Genomic DNA, 17,581 nt, shown 5'->3' on the forward strand with positions numbered 1-17,581 from the left:
AGGATAGTTTCTGTAGGTATATTATTGATAAATTGAAGAACTACAAACTATATACGTAGGTTCTGATATAGATAATTAAGTAGGAGGGTGACTTCAAAAATAATAAAAATATTCCTAAAGGATATACTATCTTGGAAACGAATTTGCTTTTTTGGAGGAATGTACATGAAAAACCAAACTATCAACTTGCTTCAAATGTCATTTATCCTAATTGGTAGTACTGGACTTATTAACCATGTGATTATCATTCCTATGGTTTTGGACGTTTCGGGCCGTGATTCTTGGATCACCATCTTGCTCTCAAGCGTTTCTTTACTATTCTTGATACCAATTCTCTACTTTATCCAAAAACGTATGAACGGAGTACAGTTGTTTCTTTGGCTTAAGGGAAATTTCGGGAGATTTATTACATACCCATTAATGGCAATGATCGTTCTATACCTATTTTCCTCGGGTGTCGTCCTTTTAAAGGAAACGTTAACCTTTTTATCGTTTTATCTCCCAATGACACCTAGAGTATTATTAGGGGCTACTTTTTCTATAGTCTGTTTTTATAATGCAAAGCACGGAATTCAATCCATCGGGTTAACCGCGGGTATTCTTCTCCCAATTGTCATTGTTTTAGGTTTTTTTGTCATGACTGCGAATTTTCCGCATAAAGACTATACTCTTTTAAAACCATATATAGAATACGGTACTTCCCCTGTTATAAAAGGCATGATCTATCCAATATCAGGATTTGTAGAAGTTGCTTTTATCCTATTTTTTCATCATCACTTAAATGAAAAATTAAAGTTTAGTACTTTGATTTGGATTGGAATCACTTTTGTAATTCTTACTCTTGGACCAACGATCGGGGCCATTACAGAGTTTGGACCATTCGTGGCTGCTAAGCAACGATACCCAGCCTTTGAAGAATGGAGACTGGTATCAATTGGTCGCTATATCGAACATCTCGACTTTTTATCAGTTTATCAATGGTTTGTTGGCGCTTTTATCCGCTTGTCTCTTCTTACTTTTTTAGTCTCAGATATTCTTAATGTTACAAATAAGAAGGTAAATAGTGGAGTAAAACTTTTTTTCCTAGCGTGGGTCACTTTGATATCCATTTTGTCCATTAATGATACTTCTTTTTATTTGTTTTTATCCCGTCAATTTTTACCGGGTACTCTTGTATTTATTCTCTTGATTTTTGTACTTTTAGCCATCCTCTCTATGTTTGTGAAAAAAGAGAAAGGAGGTAACACCAATGAAGCGCAATAATCAACCTGATCAAGATCAGTTGAAGGTCAAGTGGGATGAAGATATTTTAAGAGGTTGGTTTGAAGGATCGCAAGATGTCATCTTCCAAAAACACCAAATCGACAGTGGCAAACGTTATTTTTCTATTTTATCTTTATATTGTCAAAGTCTCATTGACATAAAAGAATTGAGAAAAACAATCATGCCTCATCTTCATGAAGTGTTGGAAAATGGATTTACAGGTGATGCAAAGGATTTGGAGTCAAAACTTGATGTCCCTATCACTTTCGTTAAATCAGACTTTTCACAGGAAGACCTCGCCAAAAAAATATTTGAAGGAGAAGTTCTCTTTTTCCTCACTGCGTCTAGACTGGTTTTTTCCATCAAACTAGCACAGCTACCAGCAAGATCTGTAGAAGCACCTAGTACGGAAGTGACACTAAGAGGGGGAAGGGACGGATTTGTAGAAGAAATTCAAACCAATATTGGTTTAATACGAAAAAGATTGAAAACATGTTCCCTTAGTTATGAAGAATTTGTTATTGGAACTAGAAGTAAAACCAGGGTTGCTGTTCTTTATTTGAAAGATGTTATTTCACAAGATGTTTTAGAAGAAGTACGATCTAAATTAAATAATATTAAAGTCGATGGCATTGTTTCATCTGATCAAATTGAAGAACTTATTACAGAACGGCCATTCAGTCTCTTTCCTTTATTAGAATATACGGGACGACCTGATTATGCTGTAAATTGCCTACTTTATGGACGCTTTGTTTTATTAGTGGAAGGCTCACCGACTGCATCAATCGGACCTGTTACTCTAGTATTTTTTGTGAATAATGCTGAGGACCAGCATTCGTCAGCCCCTTCCGCAAGCTTGGGAAGAGTACTGAGGATTTTCAGCTTAATTGTAGCTGTTTTTCTACCGGGATTTTGGATTGCTTTAGTCGCTTATCATCCGGATCAAATACCATACACATTGTTGGCAACACTGGCTTTGTCAAGAGAGGGAGTTCCATTTCCCACTACATTAGAGGGATTCTTGATGATTTTTTTATTTGAGTTACTCAGAGAGGCAGGTCTTCGAATTCCTACTACTGTTGGTCAAACATTATCCGTAGTAGGTGGGTTAATTATTGGGCAAGCTGCCATCAGCGCAGGTTTGGCTTCTCCTGGTATTGTCGTAATGATGGCTATTTCAGTGGTTTCGACATTTACTTTAATTAACCAGTCGCTTTCGGGAACATTAAGTATTCTCCGATATTTTGTTTATCTACTATCAAGCTTACTCGGAATAACTGGGCTAATATTTTCAGTTTTTATTATTTGTGTTCATCTTGTGAATTTACGCTCTTTTGGGGTTCCATTTATGGCCCCTTACTCGCCATTGGTACCAACTAGTTTGATTCCGGCAACAATTCGAATTCGTTTTAAAAATATGATAAAGAGACCAAAAGAGATTCATACGAACGATAGCACGAAAAAAAAGGGTGAAGAAAAAAGATGAGGAAAAATTTTTTTCAAAAAAAACTACTTATACTATTTCCATCTATTTTTCTGTTAACCGGCTGTTGGGACACAAGAGAAGTAGAGCATGTTTGGTACATGAATTCCTTAGGAGTTGACTTTAAAAATAATCAATACGTGCTCTATCCTCAATTTATCAATTTTTCCACTTTTGCAAAACAAGAAACGACTATGCGAACACCACAGCCAATTTTTATTGGAAAAGGAAAAGGGGAGATTTTAGACCATTCAGCGTTCGATTTTTATAAAACGACTCAACAAAGGGTATCTTGGGAGCACATAAATACAGTCGTATTCTCTGAGAATGTATTAAAAAATGGAGATATTCGACAAATTGATGAATTCTTTGCTCGTTTCTTTCAGTTTAGGAATACGATGTGGGTATTTGGAACGAAGGAACCAATTGAGGATGTTTTGGCAACTGGAACAATCTTAAATCTTTCACCCCTTTATACACTAAGGGATATCCCAAATGAAATGACAAAAAACTATTCTCTTTTTAGTCCTTTGATCTTTTACAAATTTCGGGCTTATTTTTATGAGCCTGCGATGACCACACAAATCCCATTCTTATCGATTTCAAAAAAAAAATGGAAATCAAACAAAAATGATTTCCCTTTATTAAAATATAGTGGGTCGGCTTTTGTAGCTTCAAAGAGCTACAAAGGGTATTTGTCTGAGAAAGACTTATCAGGTTTAAAATGGATGGGCAAGACTTTCACCCGAGCACCGATACTATTAAAACAAGATGGGGAGCCCGTTACCGAAATGGTAATGAAAAAACCAAATATCCAAACAGTAGCGTATATAAAGAACCACAAACCGCATTTTCGAATGAAGATTGGCATAGAAGGAGATATTTTTCAGATTGTAAAATATTTGCCTATGAAAACCGTAAAACAAATAGCTGAAAAAACCTTGAAAAAGGAAATTGAAGAAACCTACAAAAACGGGATTAATAAAGGAATTGATGTTTATCAGCTTTCACAAATACTTTATCGAAATGATGTAAAAGACTGGAAAAAATTTGAAAAGAACGGAGTAATCCCACTTTCGCCGTCATCCTTAGATGTTGAGGTGAAGGTGCAAATTATGACAAGCGGTCAATGGAAGTCCACCAATTTACAGAAGCCATTCTCAAAAGAACCGTAATTAAGCTAATTAAATTGATGACATATTTCCATTTAAAGAAAACCCAATAAGAAATTTAAACTAGCATGAAAGAACGAGTGTAACTTTCATTCACTCTTGTGAATCATAGATTCATGGTTGGCTAACGCATGCTTTAGTTGAACAACAAGATCGACATAAAAGTCGATTTTTTTTTGAGCTAAATGGCATGTTATTTGCAAAAGTGATTCTCTACTTCATCAATGATAAAAGTTAGTTTACTATTAAATTAGTCAAAAAGTATTTGGGGGCAATCGAATGAATAATGGTTTTATATGTAAGAGTTATGGTAAATATCATGACGAGTTACCGATGAGTTACGGAAGTGCAGTTCCTGACTATTTTTTTGATATTCCAGTTGATGAACAAGAAAGTCGTGTCGAGATGAACGATGATTTATTTATTATTGATGATAAGTATTTTTTTATCCGTGGTAATATTGAAATTCCTATTATCGATACAAATCAAAAATTTATTTGGGATGTATGGGTATCAATAAGCGAAGAGAACTTCGATAAAACAAATGATTTTTGGGAGGATCCTGAAAGAGAAAAAAAATTAGATCCTATATTTGGTTGGTTATCGACTGATATTCCTTGTTATCCAGACACTATAAATTTAAAAACTATGGTACACACAAGGACAGTTGGGGTGTGTCCTGTTATTGAATTAGAGCCAACTAAACACCCATTAGCAGTAGAACAAAAAGTAGGAATAACATTAGTACGGATTAAGCAAATCGCAGAAGAATTATGTGATTCAGAAGAATAGGATGAATAATTCCTTATTCAACTAACGAATTCTTGAGTTGAATATCAGCTACTAATTCAGTTAGCTTTTTTTATTCAACAAAATAGCAGTTTAGTTGCATTAGAATGTTTTAATTTTTGATGAATTATACATGTTGGGAGTGCTATCTTGATTAAAAATATTATTGATACAGGTGCATATATACCGTTTTTATTTGGAGGTTTTTTTCGCAATATTAGGCATTCTGTTTAATAAAACTAAACATGAAGCAATTAAAAAAGGAAACAAAAAAGGTAGAGAAGGCAGTAGCATTTTAGTTGAGTTTGTTTATTTAATGATCGGATTCTTACCATGGCATGTTGTAAAAGTGTTTACTGTATTATTTGGCTTATTTTTTATTTGGTTAGCTATTATGACAATATGAGTATTACTTGTTGAAAGGAAAAAAGGTGAATCAACCATGAATAAATTAAAGACTATATTTGCAATCGAATGGAAAAGAATAGTAACTGTTATACTGTTTACTTTAGTGGTAGTAACAAAATGGTCAGAACATGAATACGATTTTTACTTTTTGTTGCTCATATTCTTATTAATTATTTCTATATTTGTTGTAGTTTTCAATGTTATACAAATATCTAAAAGAACAAATTTATAAGGAGTTGTTGTTCAACTAACTAATGCTTTAGTTATATAGAGTGATTATAACTAGGAGGAAAAATGGAAGAGCAAAATAAATATTTTACATTTGGGTCTGAAATGGGAGATGCATATGCAGCTGATGCTGTGTCTCCCAATCTTATACTATTGAGAAAATTATTATTTCAGCATTGTAATAAAGTTTATTGTAATGAAATTGACGAAATTGCACCAATACTTCGAGTTGATGGTGAGTTTTCCGATTTTAATTTCGAAGGATCTGAAAGGTTACGCTTAAGTAAAAAATTTAGATACATTACTATTGATGTTGTTATGCCTCAAGCAAGATGGAGAAGTAAAACAGATTTTGAAATAAGAGAGTATATAATTGTTAATCTTAAAGGTGCTTTAGAAGCAATGGTAAAACGATTAAAAAAAGAAAAATATGGAGTGCAAGAAACACAATTATGGGAAGACTTTAGTGAAGTTGAGAAAGAATTCTTATGCAACTAACGCATGTAATAGTTGAACAACTTGATTGACTTTATAGTCGATTTTTTTGTTGTACTAAATGGCAGGATAGTTTAAGTGAAGGATTTCACAAATAGGGTCGTGAATTAATAATTGAATAATAATTTTTTATAAACAAAAGGATCATTTTTGGTCCTATTTTTAAAAGTATTTACTATAATGCTCTTGTCGTTGTTTCCCACTAAGTTGTGCATAGATACGAGTTGTTTCACTCTTTTCATGACCTAATAAACTTTAAAAGATATTTATTGGTCTAATAACTCCGTTGTTGTACGTGGGAAAGGCGATAAGGAAAGAGAAGTTTTCTTTTTCAGTTAAAAATTTAGGGATTCTTATACCTGCCTTCGGTTCTTTTAATTTTGAGGAAGGATTTCTTTCAATGTTACCTTCTTCATGCGCCCAACGGAACAAAGATTTAATAAAACGGACACGATGTGCAAGACTTGCAGGTTTTAATGTTTCACCAACCTTTGCTAGATACTGTTTCAAGCCATCAGTAGTAATTTGGTCAATTGTAATATCACCAAAATGTTGAATTAATAGATTCGATTGTATCTGATAAGCTTGTAATGTGATTAGTGAGTATCCTTCAATTAATTTATCATTATAGTAACTTTGCCAAGCAGTGGATAATAACATTAGGAATTTCCCTCCAATAATTCTTTCTTAAAATTATTATTGACGAAAATCTTAATTAAAAGCCCTTGTGAGTGCCACATTGCTGGTTTTATTTTGAGTTTTTCTCTTTTTTTATAATTGCTGAACTAACATGAATTAGTAGAAGATCATGATTCACAGAAGTAGTCTTTTTTTTGCTTGCAAAACGAAATAAATACGGTTTATAATGATTGTTGGTTAATGCAATTCGTAATAATTACGATTTATTTTACATAATTTAGGAGGAATTTTAATGAAGGTGCCAATTACTGTTTTAAGCGGATTTTTAGGATCAGGAAAAACTACATTATTAAATCATATTTTGACCAATCGAGAAGGGTTAAAAGTTGCTGTAATTGTAAATGACATGAGTGAAATAAATGTAGATGCCAAACTTGTAAAAAATGGTGGATTTTCACGTACAGAAGAAAAGTTAGTGGAAATGCAAAATGGATGCATTTGTTGTACCTTAAGGGATGACTTGATGAAAGAAGTTGAAAGATTAGTAGATATTGGAGGAATTGATTACATAGTAATTGAGTCTTCGGGTATCAGTGAACCAATACCAGTTGCACAAACGTTCACTTATGTGGATGACGAGCTAGGGATTGATTTAACTAAAAAAACTCGTTTAGATACAATGGTGACAGTTGTAGATGCAAATCGTTTTTGGGAGGACTATTCTTCAGGGGAAACATTATTGGATCGTAAACAAGGAACTGATGAAACAGATATTCGTGAAATTGCAGATTTACTTCTTGAACAAGTTGAATTTGCAGATGTTATTATTTTAAATAAAATTGACCTATTAGAAGAACATGATGTAAAAGAATTAACTGCCTTTCTTAAGAAAATTAATGCACAGGCAAAAATTATTCCTGCTACATTTTCGAATGTCGATTTGAAATCTGTATTAAATACTCATCTATTTGACTTTGATAAAGATAGCCAAGCAGCAGGCTGGATTAAAGAATTAAATGAAGAACACAAACCAGAATCAGAGGAATTTGGAATAAGTTCATTTGTTTACCGTCGAAAAAAACCTTTTCATCCAGAACGTTTATTTTCTTGGCTAGAGAATTGGTCAGTTGACGTTGTTCGTGCGAAGGGCTTCTTTTGGGTAGCAACAAGAAATGATATGGTAGGAATGCTTTCACAAGCTGGTTCTACGATAACAATTCAAGGAGCTGGTGAATGGATTGCAACATTACCAAAAGCAGAACAAGACGAAATGCGTAGAGAAGATCCATTATTAGACAATAAATGGGATGATAATTTTGGTGATCGAATGACTGAACTAGTTCTAATTGGAATTGATATGAATCAATTAGAGATTGAGAAGTCACTTGATATATGTCTGTTAACAGAATTAGAAATGAAAACAAATTGGAATGAATTTAATGATCCAATTCCTGCATTTGTCCAAGCTTAAACATCATATGAACCTAAAATTTGATTTATAAAAATAAGTTTTCTTTAGATAAAACTTATTGATTTTTAATGGTTGACGAGCATATGTCGGTTTCGTATAGAATATAGTTCACTATAAAAAATTATTTGAGGTGATGTATGGTACGGAAAGTTGGACAAGAAGTATTAATTTTATTTGTTCTATTTAGTTATTTATTTTGTTATGTATTTATTGATTTTACCAATTTATCGTCTTTATTTCATAAAGTACCTAAAGAACTATTAAATATGAACACAATATTTATAAGTTTGTTTTTAGAAGCTCTTCCATTTGTATTAATTGGAATCATTGTTTCTTCAATTATTCATGTATTTGTAAAACCAGAGACGATTAGTAAAATTCTTCCTAAAAATGCATTTTTGGCATTTATTCCAGTTGCTTTCATTGGAATGATCATGCCAGTATGTGAATGTGGTATTGTACCAATTGTCAGATCTTTGATAAAAAAAGGAATGCCAGCGTACATTGGGATTGTTTTTCTTAGTAGTGTACCAATCATAAATCCAATTGTATTTACTTCAACCTACTATGCATTTCAATCGAATTCTCAAATGGCATTTTTAAGGCTAGGCTTAGCATTTATAGTCGTTCTACTCATCGGTTTTTTCACTTTATTATTTTATCGAAATAAAAATGTACTATTAGAAACTTTAGAAAAGAAAGAGAACCATAATCATGTTCACCATATTCATTCAAAAACAAGTCGAATAAGTGAAGTAATTTCTCACATTAGTAGTGAATTTTTCTCAACTTGCAAATTTTTAATCATTGGAGGATTAGTCACAAGTGTATTTCAAACATTTCTTGATCGTAGTTTGTTAATACATCTTGCAGATCATTCGAATCTCTCAAGCTTTGTAATGATGGGATTAGGATATTTCTTATCTTTATGTTCAGGGTCGGATGCATTTATTGCTGCATCTTTTTCAAGCACATTTCATGTGAAATCTATTTTAGCTTTCTTAATATTTGGAGCTATGATTGATTTGAAAAATACATTTATGATGTTTGCATATTTCAAGAAGAGATTTGTATTTTTTTATATTTTCTTAACTGCAAGTGTCGTATTTATAGTGACGTCGATTTGGAATTTATACTGGTGAGGTGAATAAATGTCTTCTTTTCAAAATCGATTACGCTCAGTATTTTTCTTCGGAATTGTTTTAATGCTTTTGAAGCTTTTAGTTTCAGGAGATATTCAATATTTCATTGCACCAAAGATGGTGAAATTCACGATCATTACACTAATTGCTTGTATAATTATTGGATTAATTCACTTCTTTGAATTGCTAAAAGAACATCATACGTCATGTAATTGTTGTTCGAATCAAAAAAATAGGACTTTAAGTTTAGTAATTTTAATAAGTATTCCAGTTATAACAAGTAGTTTATTTTCAACAAACGTACTTGGAGCAAGTATTGCTTCAAAAAGAAGTATTTCTAATAGCGAAAATATAGTAAAAAAACAAGCTAAAAAAATAATTTTAAAAAATGATGATTCAAAATTTATAAAAGTTGATGATTCGATGTATGGACATATTATTTCAGATGTACAGGATAGTGTAGAAAAATATGTAGGTAAAAAAATATCTTTTAATGGTTTTGTATATCGTGATAAGGAAACAAGAAATAATCAGATTTATGTATCGCGTTTCGTTATTACCTGTTGCGTAGCTGATGCTCAAGTGTTTGGGTTGATGGTTGAGGGAAAAGAGGTTTCAGGATTTAAAAATGATCAGTGGGTAAACGTAACTGGTACAATTCACAAAGTGAAGGTCGGAAAATATTATCAACCTGTTATTCAGTTGGATAAAATAGCAGAAATAAAACCACTAAAAGATCCATATGTTTATTTTGATTAGGAAAGTTTAACTTATTTTTAATCAGAAAAACATTGAAAACGTAATTGTTTCGTTTTAATATTAAGCGTACTATACTTGCTTAGTTTTAGGTGAGTATCTATTTTTACTAAGTAAATCGTAATTATTACGTTTAATAACATGAAATAAGTTAAAAAATTAGCTAGAAGGGCGGTGCACAAATAGTAAAATATAGTTTTTTACTGTTTAGTGATATGAAAAATATAAACTTAAAACCATTATTAACAATTAGTATATCTCTCTTTTTATTAGCGGGCTGTTCATCTAAATCCATTTCTACCTCTAATAAATCTGAAAATAAATCTAAAAAAATAAAAATAGTAACTACTTTTTATCCTGTTTATGAATTTACCAAAAATGTTGCAAAAGATAATGCTGATATTAAACTATTAATTCCATCATCAATTGAACCACACGAATGGGAACCAACACCAAAAGATGTTGGAGAAATTCAGAATGCTGATTTATTTATCTATAATAGTCCATATATGGAAACTTGGGTTCCAAACATTGAAAAAAGTTTAAGCAACAAAAGGTCTTCATTTATTGAAGCAAGTAGTGGAATATCTCTGATAGAAGGACAAGAAAATGAAGATGAACAAAGTACAAACAATAATACAGAACAAATGGATCCACATGTATGGTTAAGTCCGGTATTAGCTCAGAAGGAAGTTCAAAATATAACAAAAGCTCTTATTAACATTGATCCAGCACATACAGAGGAATATAAGAAAAATAGCGATGACTATGTTAAGAAGTTACAAGTACTTGATCATCAATATCGAACAACATTAATGAATATGAAAAATAAAGAAATTATTACGCAACATGCAGCTTTTGGATACTTAACAAAGCAATATGGCTTAGTTCAAGTTCCAATTGCTGGTTTATCTCCATCGAATGAACCAAGTCCATCAAGAATGGCTGAACTTAAACAATTTGCAAAAAATCATGATATTAATACAATCTTCTTCGAGGAAGTTGCTTCTCCAAAAGTAGCGAAAACTCTAGCAAATGAAATTGGAGCAAAAACGGCAGTCTTAAATACACTTGAAGGTTTAAGCGAAGAAGAACAGAAACAAGGAATTGATTATATAAGCGTTATGGAAAATAATCTAAAAATACTAAAAAAGGTATTAGAAAATAAATAGTGATTCAAGTAAAAGCGTGTTCCTTCTATGCGTCACGCTTTTATTTAATTAAGAAAGGAAACAAAAAGATGAGTTTAGTTCAATTTAATAATGTTAAATTTGGTTACCATCATACATCCGTAATAGATAATGTAAGTTTTGAAATAAACCAAGGTGAATTTGTTGGGATTACAGGTCAAAATGGTGCTTCTAAATCGACACTTTTAAAATTAATGCTCGGTTTATTAAAACCTTGGAGTGGTGAAATTCAAATTAATAATAAAGATGCAAATAATGAAAAGATAAACATTGGGTATGTGCCACAACAAATCGCGTCATTTAATATTGGGTTTCCAAGTACTGTAATTGAACTGGTGAAATCAGGTAGATTTAATCAAAAAAAATGGTTCGAAAAAATGGATAAAACAGATATTGAAATAATCGAAAATGCATTAGAAATGGTCGGTATGTGGCATTTTCGTTATCATAAGATAGGATCATTATCAGGAGGACAAAAGCAAAAAATCTGTATTGCACGTGCATTAGCTTCTGAACCAAATTTATTAGTACTAGATGAACCTTCGACTGGTATGGACAAAGAAAGTAGAGTAAGCTTTTATCAATTTTTAAATCATTTAGTTAAAAGACACAATCGAACAGTCGTAATGGTGACTCATGAAAAAGAGGAAGTTGAACAATATCTTGATAAAATAATACATCTAGAGAAAGGAGAACATGGCGTATGGAGATGCTTAACCTTGAATTCATGCAACGGGCATTTTGGGTTGGTGGATTAATCGCGGTAATTGCACCAATATTAGGTGTATTTTTAGTATTAAGAAGACAAGCTTTAATGGCAGATACACTATCTCATATTTCACTTGCTGGTGTAGCAATTGGTTTTTTTATTCATGCTGATTTAACTTTATCTAGTATATTAGTAGTGATCATAGGAGCAATTGCAATAGAATATATGAGAAGAGCTTATCTTTCTTACTCAGAGGTATCGATTGCAATACTTATGGCAGCAGGGTTGTCTCTTGCTCTCTTTTTAATGAGTATAAGTGCAGGAGGGATGACAACGAATGTAGAACAATACTTATTTGGATCAATTGTCACGGTTACTCAGCAACAAGTCTATTTGATGATTGGCGTGACAATAGGAGTATTATTCTATTTCTTTTTGCTAAAAAGACCATTATTTTTAATGACTTTTGATGAAGATACGGCTTATACAAGTGGTGTGAATACAAAATTATTATCTTTATCATTTAGTGTATTAACAGGTGTTGTCAATTCAGCAATTATACCTACAATTGGAGTATTACTAGTTTCCGCATTACTAGTTCTTCCTGCTGCATTCGCGATTAGAATTGCGAAAGGATTTAAATGGGTTCTATTATTGGCGGTATTAACCGCAATTTGTAGTATGTTTGTAGGTTTAGCTTCTTCTTACACCTTGGGAACTCCACCTGGTGCTACAATCACTTTGGTATTAGTAATCATACTAATTGTAGGTTTTATTATTCAAAATATGGTTGTTCAAATTAGAAGAGCAAGATAGTTATTTATAAATATTAATTGAAACAGAGAATCTTTAAAGGATGCTCTGTTTATTGTTTTATAGAAAATAAAAAGAAAATATACTCTCTTATTCAACTATGGCATGCGTTAGTTGAATATCATGATCACAAAAGTGACTCGTTTTTTTATTAAACAAACTGACAGGTTAGTGGAATAACCAAATGGTAAAATAGGATAGAAATAGCAGATATCATCTTTCTGCTTTTCTATCCTTCTTTTTTCACATTATAAATTTGTACATTCATTTTATATGAGCTTTAATAGCTTAAACCATTTTCTTTACTTGATAAACCTGTTGTGAACACCCTTATTCGATATGAATAAGGTTTTTTTATATGCATTTTTTTAATTAGGGCATAAAAAAGACAGACCTTTTAAAAGAGCTGTCATTCTTTATATTTATTATGCTTTTTGAACGTTAGTCGCTTGAGGTCCACGTTGACCTGGCTCTATATTAAATGTAACTGCTTGGCCTTCATCTAATGATTTGAAACCATCAGTTTGAATAGCTGAGAAATGGACGAATACATCATCTCCATTTTCACGCTCGATGAATCCAAAACCTTTATCTGCATTAAACCACTTTACTTTACCATGTTCCATGTTTGTTGCCTCCTTGTGTGGGTTACCCACTTTGTAATTATATCATAATAACAATATATTTATAGATAATTAAATGTTCAAACAACTTAAACTCGTATAAGATGAAGAACTTTGAGCTGCAAATTTCAGTTTTTTTAATGTTTCTAACAGAAATTGGAAGAGAAAAGGATCTAGTAACTTAGATCCTATTTTTGATACCGATAATTGTTTTTATGTTAACTAGCGATGCAAACTTTATTCATAAAAATGCTGAGGATCTTATTCAACTAGCATGAAAAAACCTTACGGTATTCATGTGAAAAAGTGCATAACTAAAGAAGACGTCTTTATTTTATTTTTAAAAAGCGTCTAACAGTAAAAAATATATTAATGGTTGATGGATTATGAGACTTCTTCGATCGATACAGAATACCCTAATTTTTCGAGTCTTCGAACTGAATAACGGACCATAGATGCTTCTTTTTGTTTGTCAAAATAATCTTCTCCTAAGTCTCTGTACATTTCTTTTCTAGTCAGAAGATAATAGGCGATTCTTAACATGGCATGTGCTACTACTATTCCTGCTCTTTTCCTACCTTTTCGTGCTGCTGTTCTTCGATACATAGCACCAAGGTAGTTTTTGGATGCACCAACTGAATGTGCGGCTTCAGTTAAGGCTGATTTCAAATACTTATTGCCTTTTTTGGATTTAGTTGATTTTCTTTTACCAGCACTTTCAATATGTCCAGGAACTATTACTGCCCAGGAACATAATCGAGGTGCACTTCCAAACTGATTCTCTACATCAGTTCCAATTTCGGCGAGTAACTGTTCAGCCATACGTGTTGCGTTACCAGGTATTGAGTCCAGTCGTTCTATGTCTTCTTGATAAGAGCTTACTCTTTGGGTTACTTCCAAATCGAGTTTTTCAATTTGATCAGTTAGAAAATCAATGTGAGTTAATATTGTTTTCAGCATCATACGTTGATGAGGATTAACATAACCTCTTAACGCAAGCTCAAGTTCATCCTTTTTGCGTTTCAATGAGCGACGAGCCATACTTGCTAGTTTCGTAGGATCTTCTTCGCCATCTGCAATGGCGTTAAGCATTTCTTTAGATGAAACACCCATATTATCTGAAACAACAGAGCCTAGTTTTATATTTGCACCTTCGAGTACTTTTTGTATTCTATTAAGTTGTCGAGAGCGTTCTTCAATAATACTTCGACGAAATCGAACCAGTTCTCTTAACTCTCGTTGATTTCGATCTGGAACGTAGCTAGCTGTCAATAATCCATGGCGGAGAAGTTGAGCGATCCATTCAGCATCTTTTACGCATGGGTGACTAAATGGCAGTTTAGTTTAAGTGAATAACTATCGTTTAAAAATAGCGTTTTTTTCGATTAGTTGTCAGGATAATTTAAATAAAGAGGATAAAAAGAATGGGTATTTTTGGAATAGTGGTGTTGACAAATAGGTGTACTATATATATAGTACACTTATAGTGTATGTACTGCGTAGTACACACACAAGTAAAATAACTTAAAAAGGCAGGGAAAAAAATGAAAAATTCAATAATGTTCACAATTAATTCCTGGTATATCCTTATACCACTATTTCTATTAACTGTTCTATATATAATTGTAGCTCCAAATATTAAACGTAAAAAATATGGGATTTCACAATACTTTTTATTATTTACTTTTGTTTTCTACATTTTTTGTGTTATTCATTTAGTATTTTTCCCAATTGATGTTAATATTGGTATTTATGCCAATCAAACTAAATGGTATAACACAATCAATTTTATACCAGTTTTGACAATAGACTTTTTTACATTTGTATTAAATATAATTATGTTCGTTCCATTAGGTGTGTATTTATTTTTTATAGGACGTAAAAATTTTACTGTAAAACAAACAGCAAAAACGGGATTCATTTTAAGTTTAGTGATTGAAATAATTCAAATGATAATTCGTATAATGTTGGGAAGTGGTAGAAGTTCAGATATAAATGATTTACTTGCAAATATAATTGGTGCTATTGTTGGATATTTAATTATAAAGAATAAATATAAAATCAAAAAAGTAAAAAATGTTTTTACAAGATTTCAATTAAATCATGAACAAAAAATGTAAGGAAATTCAACCAACTAAAAGAAATTCTTTATTAGTGAATCATCTAAACGAAAATGTGTTGGATAAAGAACATAGATTATTATTATTATGTAAAAGCATGAAGGTTAATAAAGGTAGTACTTCAACTAAAGAGAGCGTAAGTTAAAGATCAAGAGCTGCTAATAAGCAGCTTTTTTCATTGAAGCCAATATGGAAAGGATTATATGTTGGGAAAATTGAATTAAATAGTAGTATAGTGTTTAGAGGTAAATAAGGAGGAGCATCTTTTGAGAAGATTATTCTTGTGCATTTGTTTATTAGTTATTGTAGCAAGTTTAATGTCCTGTCAAAAAAAAGAAGACGGAATATCTTTCAAGGAAATCTATACAGATAAAGATATAACTAAAATCGTATACGGTAAAAATGGAAACTTTAAAGAATTAACTGACCTTAAGAGTATAAATAATTGGGTTAATAATGTAAGGAAGATTAAGTTTATTCGTGACGAAAATCAAGAAGACCGTGCCGTTCTTTTACTCTTTGACGACGGATGCTCAGTAAAGGCTTATCATAAAAATAAAGAAATTGGAGACTTTAAACTATTAAAATTAAAAGGCGAATTCTACAAGAGTAATACTGAGTTTGATGAACAAGTAAAAACTTTATGTAAATAGAATTTTAAATTTTCTTATTCAACTAACGAGAGCGTTAGTTCAACAAGAATATGAACGATAAATTAGTTGGTCGTATTTATATTTTTTCCGGTTAATTAAGTGTGATTTTTCATAATTAACCGGAATGAAATCTATAATAAAAAATGAACATATTCTTTTTACAGAATATGTTCATTTTTTATTATAAACAACTAAGTTTGCGAAAGATTACACTTAAACTAAATGGTAGGAATGTTGAATAGGAAAAGGTATAACTTATAGATTGTTGAATATAAATATTTGGATTTATTTTCAACAATGAAGAGTTTTTTTTGAGCGGGAAAATGGAATTATTAATATATGGAATTTTTAAAATGTTATTGTATGTGTTAGTTAAAGGTAATATTTAATGGAGGGGTTAAAATGCAATTTGTACTTCAAGAAATAAATATTCCAAATTCTGATTCAGGTCCATATGGGATAGCAGTTTCAAATGATGGAAAAATATGGTTTACCCAGCATAAAGCAAACAAGATTAGCTGTGTTGATCAAGAAGGACAAATTCAAGAATATACTGTTCCCACTCCTGATGCTAAAGTGATGTGTTTAACAGTATCTTCAAAAGGAGATGTTTGGTTTACGGAACATGGAGCCAACAAAATAGGAATGCTCTCTACAAGTGGTGTATTTACAGAATATCCTTTGCCAAATCCAAATTCAGCCCCATTTGGAATTACAGAAGGTCCGAATGGGGATATCTGGTTTACCGAGATGAATGGAAATCGGATAGGTAAATTGACGGGAGATGGGAAGATTCATGAATACGAACTGCCTAACAAAGGTTCATACCCTTCTTTTATTACATTGGGCTCTGATAATTCTCTTTGGTTCACGGAAAACCAGAACAATGCTATTGGTAAAATAACCGAATCTGGAGAATTAATGGAATTCCCAATTCCTACACCATCGGCAGGACCTGTAGGCATTACAAGAGGGAAAGATGATGCACTTTGGTTTGTGGAAATAATGGGAAATAAGATAGGAAGAATCTCTTATTCTGGCGAGATAATAGAATATGACATCCCTACACCTAATGCACGTCCACATGCTATTGCGGTTGGAGAAGAATGTGATTTATGGTTTACTGAATGGGGTGCAAATAAAATAGGAAGGTTAAGAAGTGACCATTCCATTGTGGAATATACAATAAAAACTCCTAATGCTGAACCCCACGGAATTGTATGCGACAGGGATGGAGCCGTTTGGTTCGTGTTAGAATGTAACAAAATAGGAAAATTAACTTTAATAAAATAAAAGGAAAGTAGTTAGCTTATTTAATATGTACTATAGCTATATCAAATATTTGTTTAACGATATTCTTATGTATTTAACATTCTCTTGTTGAACTAACGCGAGCTTTAGTTGTACAACATGATCGGCTGTTAAGTCGATTTTTTTTATTGTAGTAAATGTTAGTTTTGTTGATAAAGGATTTGATTTACTTCATAGAATAGTTCAAGGATGTTAAAGACTGGTGGTGAATAAAAGTGAAGTCCCAGGAAGTAATGAATTCGTTAGATGAATTAATAAGGCTGATTGAAGCTGATACAAATTAATTTTCCTTTCTTATTCAAATAAAGCACCCGTT

General features: G+C 31.8%; 17 protein-coding genes. 14 read left to right on the top strand and 3 right to left on the bottom strand.

What is annotated here, in order from left to right; translation table 11 throughout:
* Window positions 1–165 precede the first annotated feature (165 nt).
* From gerXB to BM319_RS09370, 5 genes are all read left to right on the top strand, one after another.
* Window positions 166–1,263 (top strand): spore germination protein GerXB, encoded by a 1,098-nt coding sequence (gene gerXB / locus BM319_RS09340; protein ID WP_069034356.1) that lies wholly within the window; start codon window positions 166–168, stop codon window positions 1,261–1,263.
* On the top strand, window positions 1,250–2,749 hold the full coding sequence (gerXA, locus tag BM319_RS09345) for a spore germination protein GerXA (protein WP_091022236.1): 1,500 nt from the start codon (window positions 1,250–1,252) through the stop codon (window positions 2,747–2,749). The genes gerXB and gerXA overlap by 14 nt, the downstream gene beginning before the upstream one ends.
* Window positions 2,746–3,921 carry a spore germination protein GerXC gene (gene gerXC / locus BM319_RS09350; RefSeq protein ID WP_069034354.1) on the top strand — a complete coding sequence of 392 codons (1,176 nt, stop codon included), beginning with the start codon at window positions 2,746–2,748 and terminating at the stop codon, window positions 3,919–3,921. Before gerXA ends, gerXC begins: the two co-directional genes overlap by 4 nt.
* 276 nt (window positions 3,922–4,197) lie before the next feature.
* A complete protein-coding gene (locus BM319_RS09355) occupies window positions 4,198–4,710 on the top strand; it encodes a DUF2199 domain-containing protein (protein WP_091022238.1) in 513 nt (170 codons plus the stop codon).
* A 699-nt stretch (window positions 4,711–5,409) separates the two neighbouring features.
* Window positions 5,410–5,841, top strand: a complete 432-nt coding sequence (locus BM319_RS09370) for an Imm44 family immunity protein (protein ID WP_091022244.1) — start codon at window positions 5,410–5,412, stop codon at window positions 5,839–5,841.
* 252 nt (window positions 5,842–6,093) lie between these two features.
* Here the strand turns inward: BM319_RS09370 and BM319_RS09375 are convergent, their stop codons facing one another.
* Window positions 6,094–6,498, bottom strand: coding sequence for a tyrosine-type recombinase/integrase (locus tag BM319_RS09375; RefSeq protein ID WP_502686141.1), 405 nt, complete (start codon window positions 6,496–6,498; stop codon window positions 6,094–6,096).
* Window positions 6,499–6,769: 271 nt separating this feature from the next.
* Between BM319_RS09375 and BM319_RS09380 the strand changes: the two genes are divergently transcribed.
* The 6 genes from BM319_RS09380 to BM319_RS09405 all read left to right on the top strand — a co-directional run bounded on the left by BM319_RS09380 (window position 6,770) and on the right by BM319_RS09405 (window position 12,561).
* Window positions 6,770–7,948: a GTP-binding protein gene (locus tag BM319_RS09380; RefSeq protein WP_091022246.1), complete on the top strand. Its 1,179-nt coding sequence runs from the start codon at window positions 6,770–6,772 to the stop codon at window positions 7,946–7,948.
* A 137-nt stretch (window positions 7,949–8,085) separates the two neighbouring features.
* Window positions 8,086–9,090 carry a permease gene (locus BM319_RS09385; protein WP_069034351.1) on the top strand — a complete coding sequence of 335 codons (1,005 nt, stop codon included), beginning with the start codon at window positions 8,086–8,088 and terminating at the stop codon, window positions 9,088–9,090.
* A 9-nt stretch (window positions 9,091–9,099) separates the two neighbouring features.
* A complete protein-coding gene (locus BM319_RS09390) occupies window positions 9,100–9,849 on the top strand; it encodes a TIGR03943 family putative permease subunit (RefSeq protein WP_069034350.1) in 750 nt (249 codons plus the stop codon).
* A gap of 212 nt (window positions 9,850–10,061) precedes the next feature.
* Complete coding sequence (locus BM319_RS09395; protein WP_069034349.1) at window positions 10,062–11,018, top strand: metal ABC transporter substrate-binding protein; 957 nt, start codon at window positions 10,062–10,064, stop codon at window positions 11,016–11,018.
* A gap of 68 nt (window positions 11,019–11,086) precedes the next feature.
* Window positions 11,087–11,794, top strand: coding sequence for a metal ABC transporter ATP-binding protein (locus BM319_RS09400; RefSeq protein ID WP_091022248.1), 708 nt, complete (start codon window positions 11,087–11,089; stop codon window positions 11,792–11,794).
* A complete protein-coding gene (locus tag BM319_RS09405; RefSeq protein WP_091022251.1) occupies window positions 11,740–12,561 on the top strand; it encodes a metal ABC transporter permease in 822 nt (273 codons plus the stop codon). Before BM319_RS09400 ends, BM319_RS09405 begins: the two co-directional genes overlap by 55 nt.
* Window positions 12,562–12,983: 422 nt before the next feature.
* On the opposite strand, the gene BM319_RS09410 is transcribed toward BM319_RS09405, so the two are convergent.
* Together BM319_RS09410 and BM319_RS09415 are read right to left on the bottom strand one after the other, a co-directional pair.
* Entirely contained in the window at window positions 12,984–13,184 is a 201-nt protein-coding gene (locus tag BM319_RS09410; protein ID WP_069034346.1) for a cold-shock protein, read from the bottom strand.
* 381 nt (window positions 13,185–13,565) lie between these two features.
* A complete protein-coding gene (locus tag BM319_RS09415; protein WP_286143709.1) occupies window positions 13,566–14,519 on the bottom strand; it encodes an IS110 family RNA-guided transposase in 954 nt (317 codons plus the stop codon).
* Window positions 14,520–14,725: 206 nt separating this feature from the next.
* Between BM319_RS09415 and BM319_RS09420 the strand changes: the two genes are divergently transcribed.
* The 3 genes from BM319_RS09420 (at window position 14,726) to BM319_RS09430 (ending at window position 17,247) form a co-directional block, all read left to right on the top strand.
* The gene (locus BM319_RS09420; protein WP_091022253.1) at window positions 14,726–15,301 is read left to right on the top strand and encodes a VanZ family protein; all 576 of its coding nucleotides are present in this window, start codon (window positions 14,726–14,728) and stop codon (window positions 15,299–15,301) included.
* 266 nt (window positions 15,302–15,567) lie between these two features.
* The gene (locus BM319_RS09425; RefSeq protein ID WP_069034344.1) at window positions 15,568–15,954 is read left to right on the top strand and encodes a hypothetical protein; all 387 of its coding nucleotides are present in this window, start codon (window positions 15,568–15,570) and stop codon (window positions 15,952–15,954) included.
* Window positions 15,955–16,356: 402 nt separating this feature from the next.
* The gene (locus BM319_RS09430) at window positions 16,357–17,247 is read left to right on the top strand and encodes a Vgb family protein (protein WP_091022255.1); all 891 of its coding nucleotides are present in this window, start codon (window positions 16,357–16,359) and stop codon (window positions 17,245–17,247) included.
* Window positions 17,248–17,581: the final 334 nt, after the last annotated feature.

Source organism: Bacillus sp. UNCCL81, from assembly GCF_900112535.1.
GTDB classification, from domain to species: domain Bacteria; phylum Bacillota; class Bacilli; order Bacillales; family Bacillaceae_G; genus Gottfriedia; species Gottfriedia luciferensis_B.

Bases quoted from the DNA above. Each gene is read 5' to 3' on its own strand.
- gerXB (WP_069034356.1), top strand. From the start codon at position 166: ATGAAAAACCAAACTATCAACTTGCTTCAAATGTCATTTATCCTAATT.
- gerXA (WP_091022236.1), top strand. From the start codon at position 1,250: ATGAAGCGCAATAATCAACCTGATCAAGATCAGTTGAAGGTCAAGTGG.
- gerXC (WP_069034354.1), top strand. From the start codon at position 2,746: ATGAGGAAAAATTTTTTTCAAAAAAAACTACTTATACTATTTCCATCT.
- BM319_RS09355 (WP_091022238.1), top strand. From the start codon at position 4,198: ATGAATAATGGTTTTATATGTAAGAGTTATGGTAAATATCATGACGAG.
- BM319_RS09370 (WP_091022244.1), top strand. From the start codon at position 5,410: ATGGAAGAGCAAAATAAATATTTTACATTTGGGTCTGAAATGGGAGAT.
- BM319_RS09375 (WP_502686141.1), bottom strand. From the start codon at position 6,498: ATGTTATTATCCACTGCTTGGCAAAGTTACTATAATGATAAATTAATT.
- BM319_RS09380 (WP_091022246.1), top strand. From the start codon at position 6,770: ATGAAGGTGCCAATTACTGTTTTAAGCGGATTTTTAGGATCAGGAAAA.
- BM319_RS09385 (WP_069034351.1), top strand. From the start codon at position 8,086: ATGGTACGGAAAGTTGGACAAGAAGTATTAATTTTATTTGTTCTATTT.
- BM319_RS09390 (WP_069034350.1), top strand. From the start codon at position 9,100: ATGTCTTCTTTTCAAAATCGATTACGCTCAGTATTTTTCTTCGGAATT.
- BM319_RS09395 (WP_069034349.1), top strand. From the start codon at position 10,062: ATGAAAAATATAAACTTAAAACCATTATTAACAATTAGTATATCTCTC.
- BM319_RS09400 (WP_091022248.1), top strand. From the start codon at position 11,087: ATGAGTTTAGTTCAATTTAATAATGTTAAATTTGGTTACCATCATACA.
- BM319_RS09405 (WP_091022251.1), top strand. From the start codon at position 11,740: ATGGAGATGCTTAACCTTGAATTCATGCAACGGGCATTTTGGGTTGGT.
- BM319_RS09410 (WP_069034346.1), bottom strand. From the start codon at position 13,184: ATGGAACATGGTAAAGTAAAGTGGTTTAATGCAGATAAAGGTTTTGGA.
- BM319_RS09420 (WP_091022253.1), top strand. From the start codon at position 14,726: ATGAAAAATTCAATAATGTTCACAATTAATTCCTGGTATATCCTTATA.
- BM319_RS09430 (WP_091022255.1), top strand. From the start codon at position 16,357: ATGCAATTTGTACTTCAAGAAATAAATATTCCAAATTCTGATTCAGGT.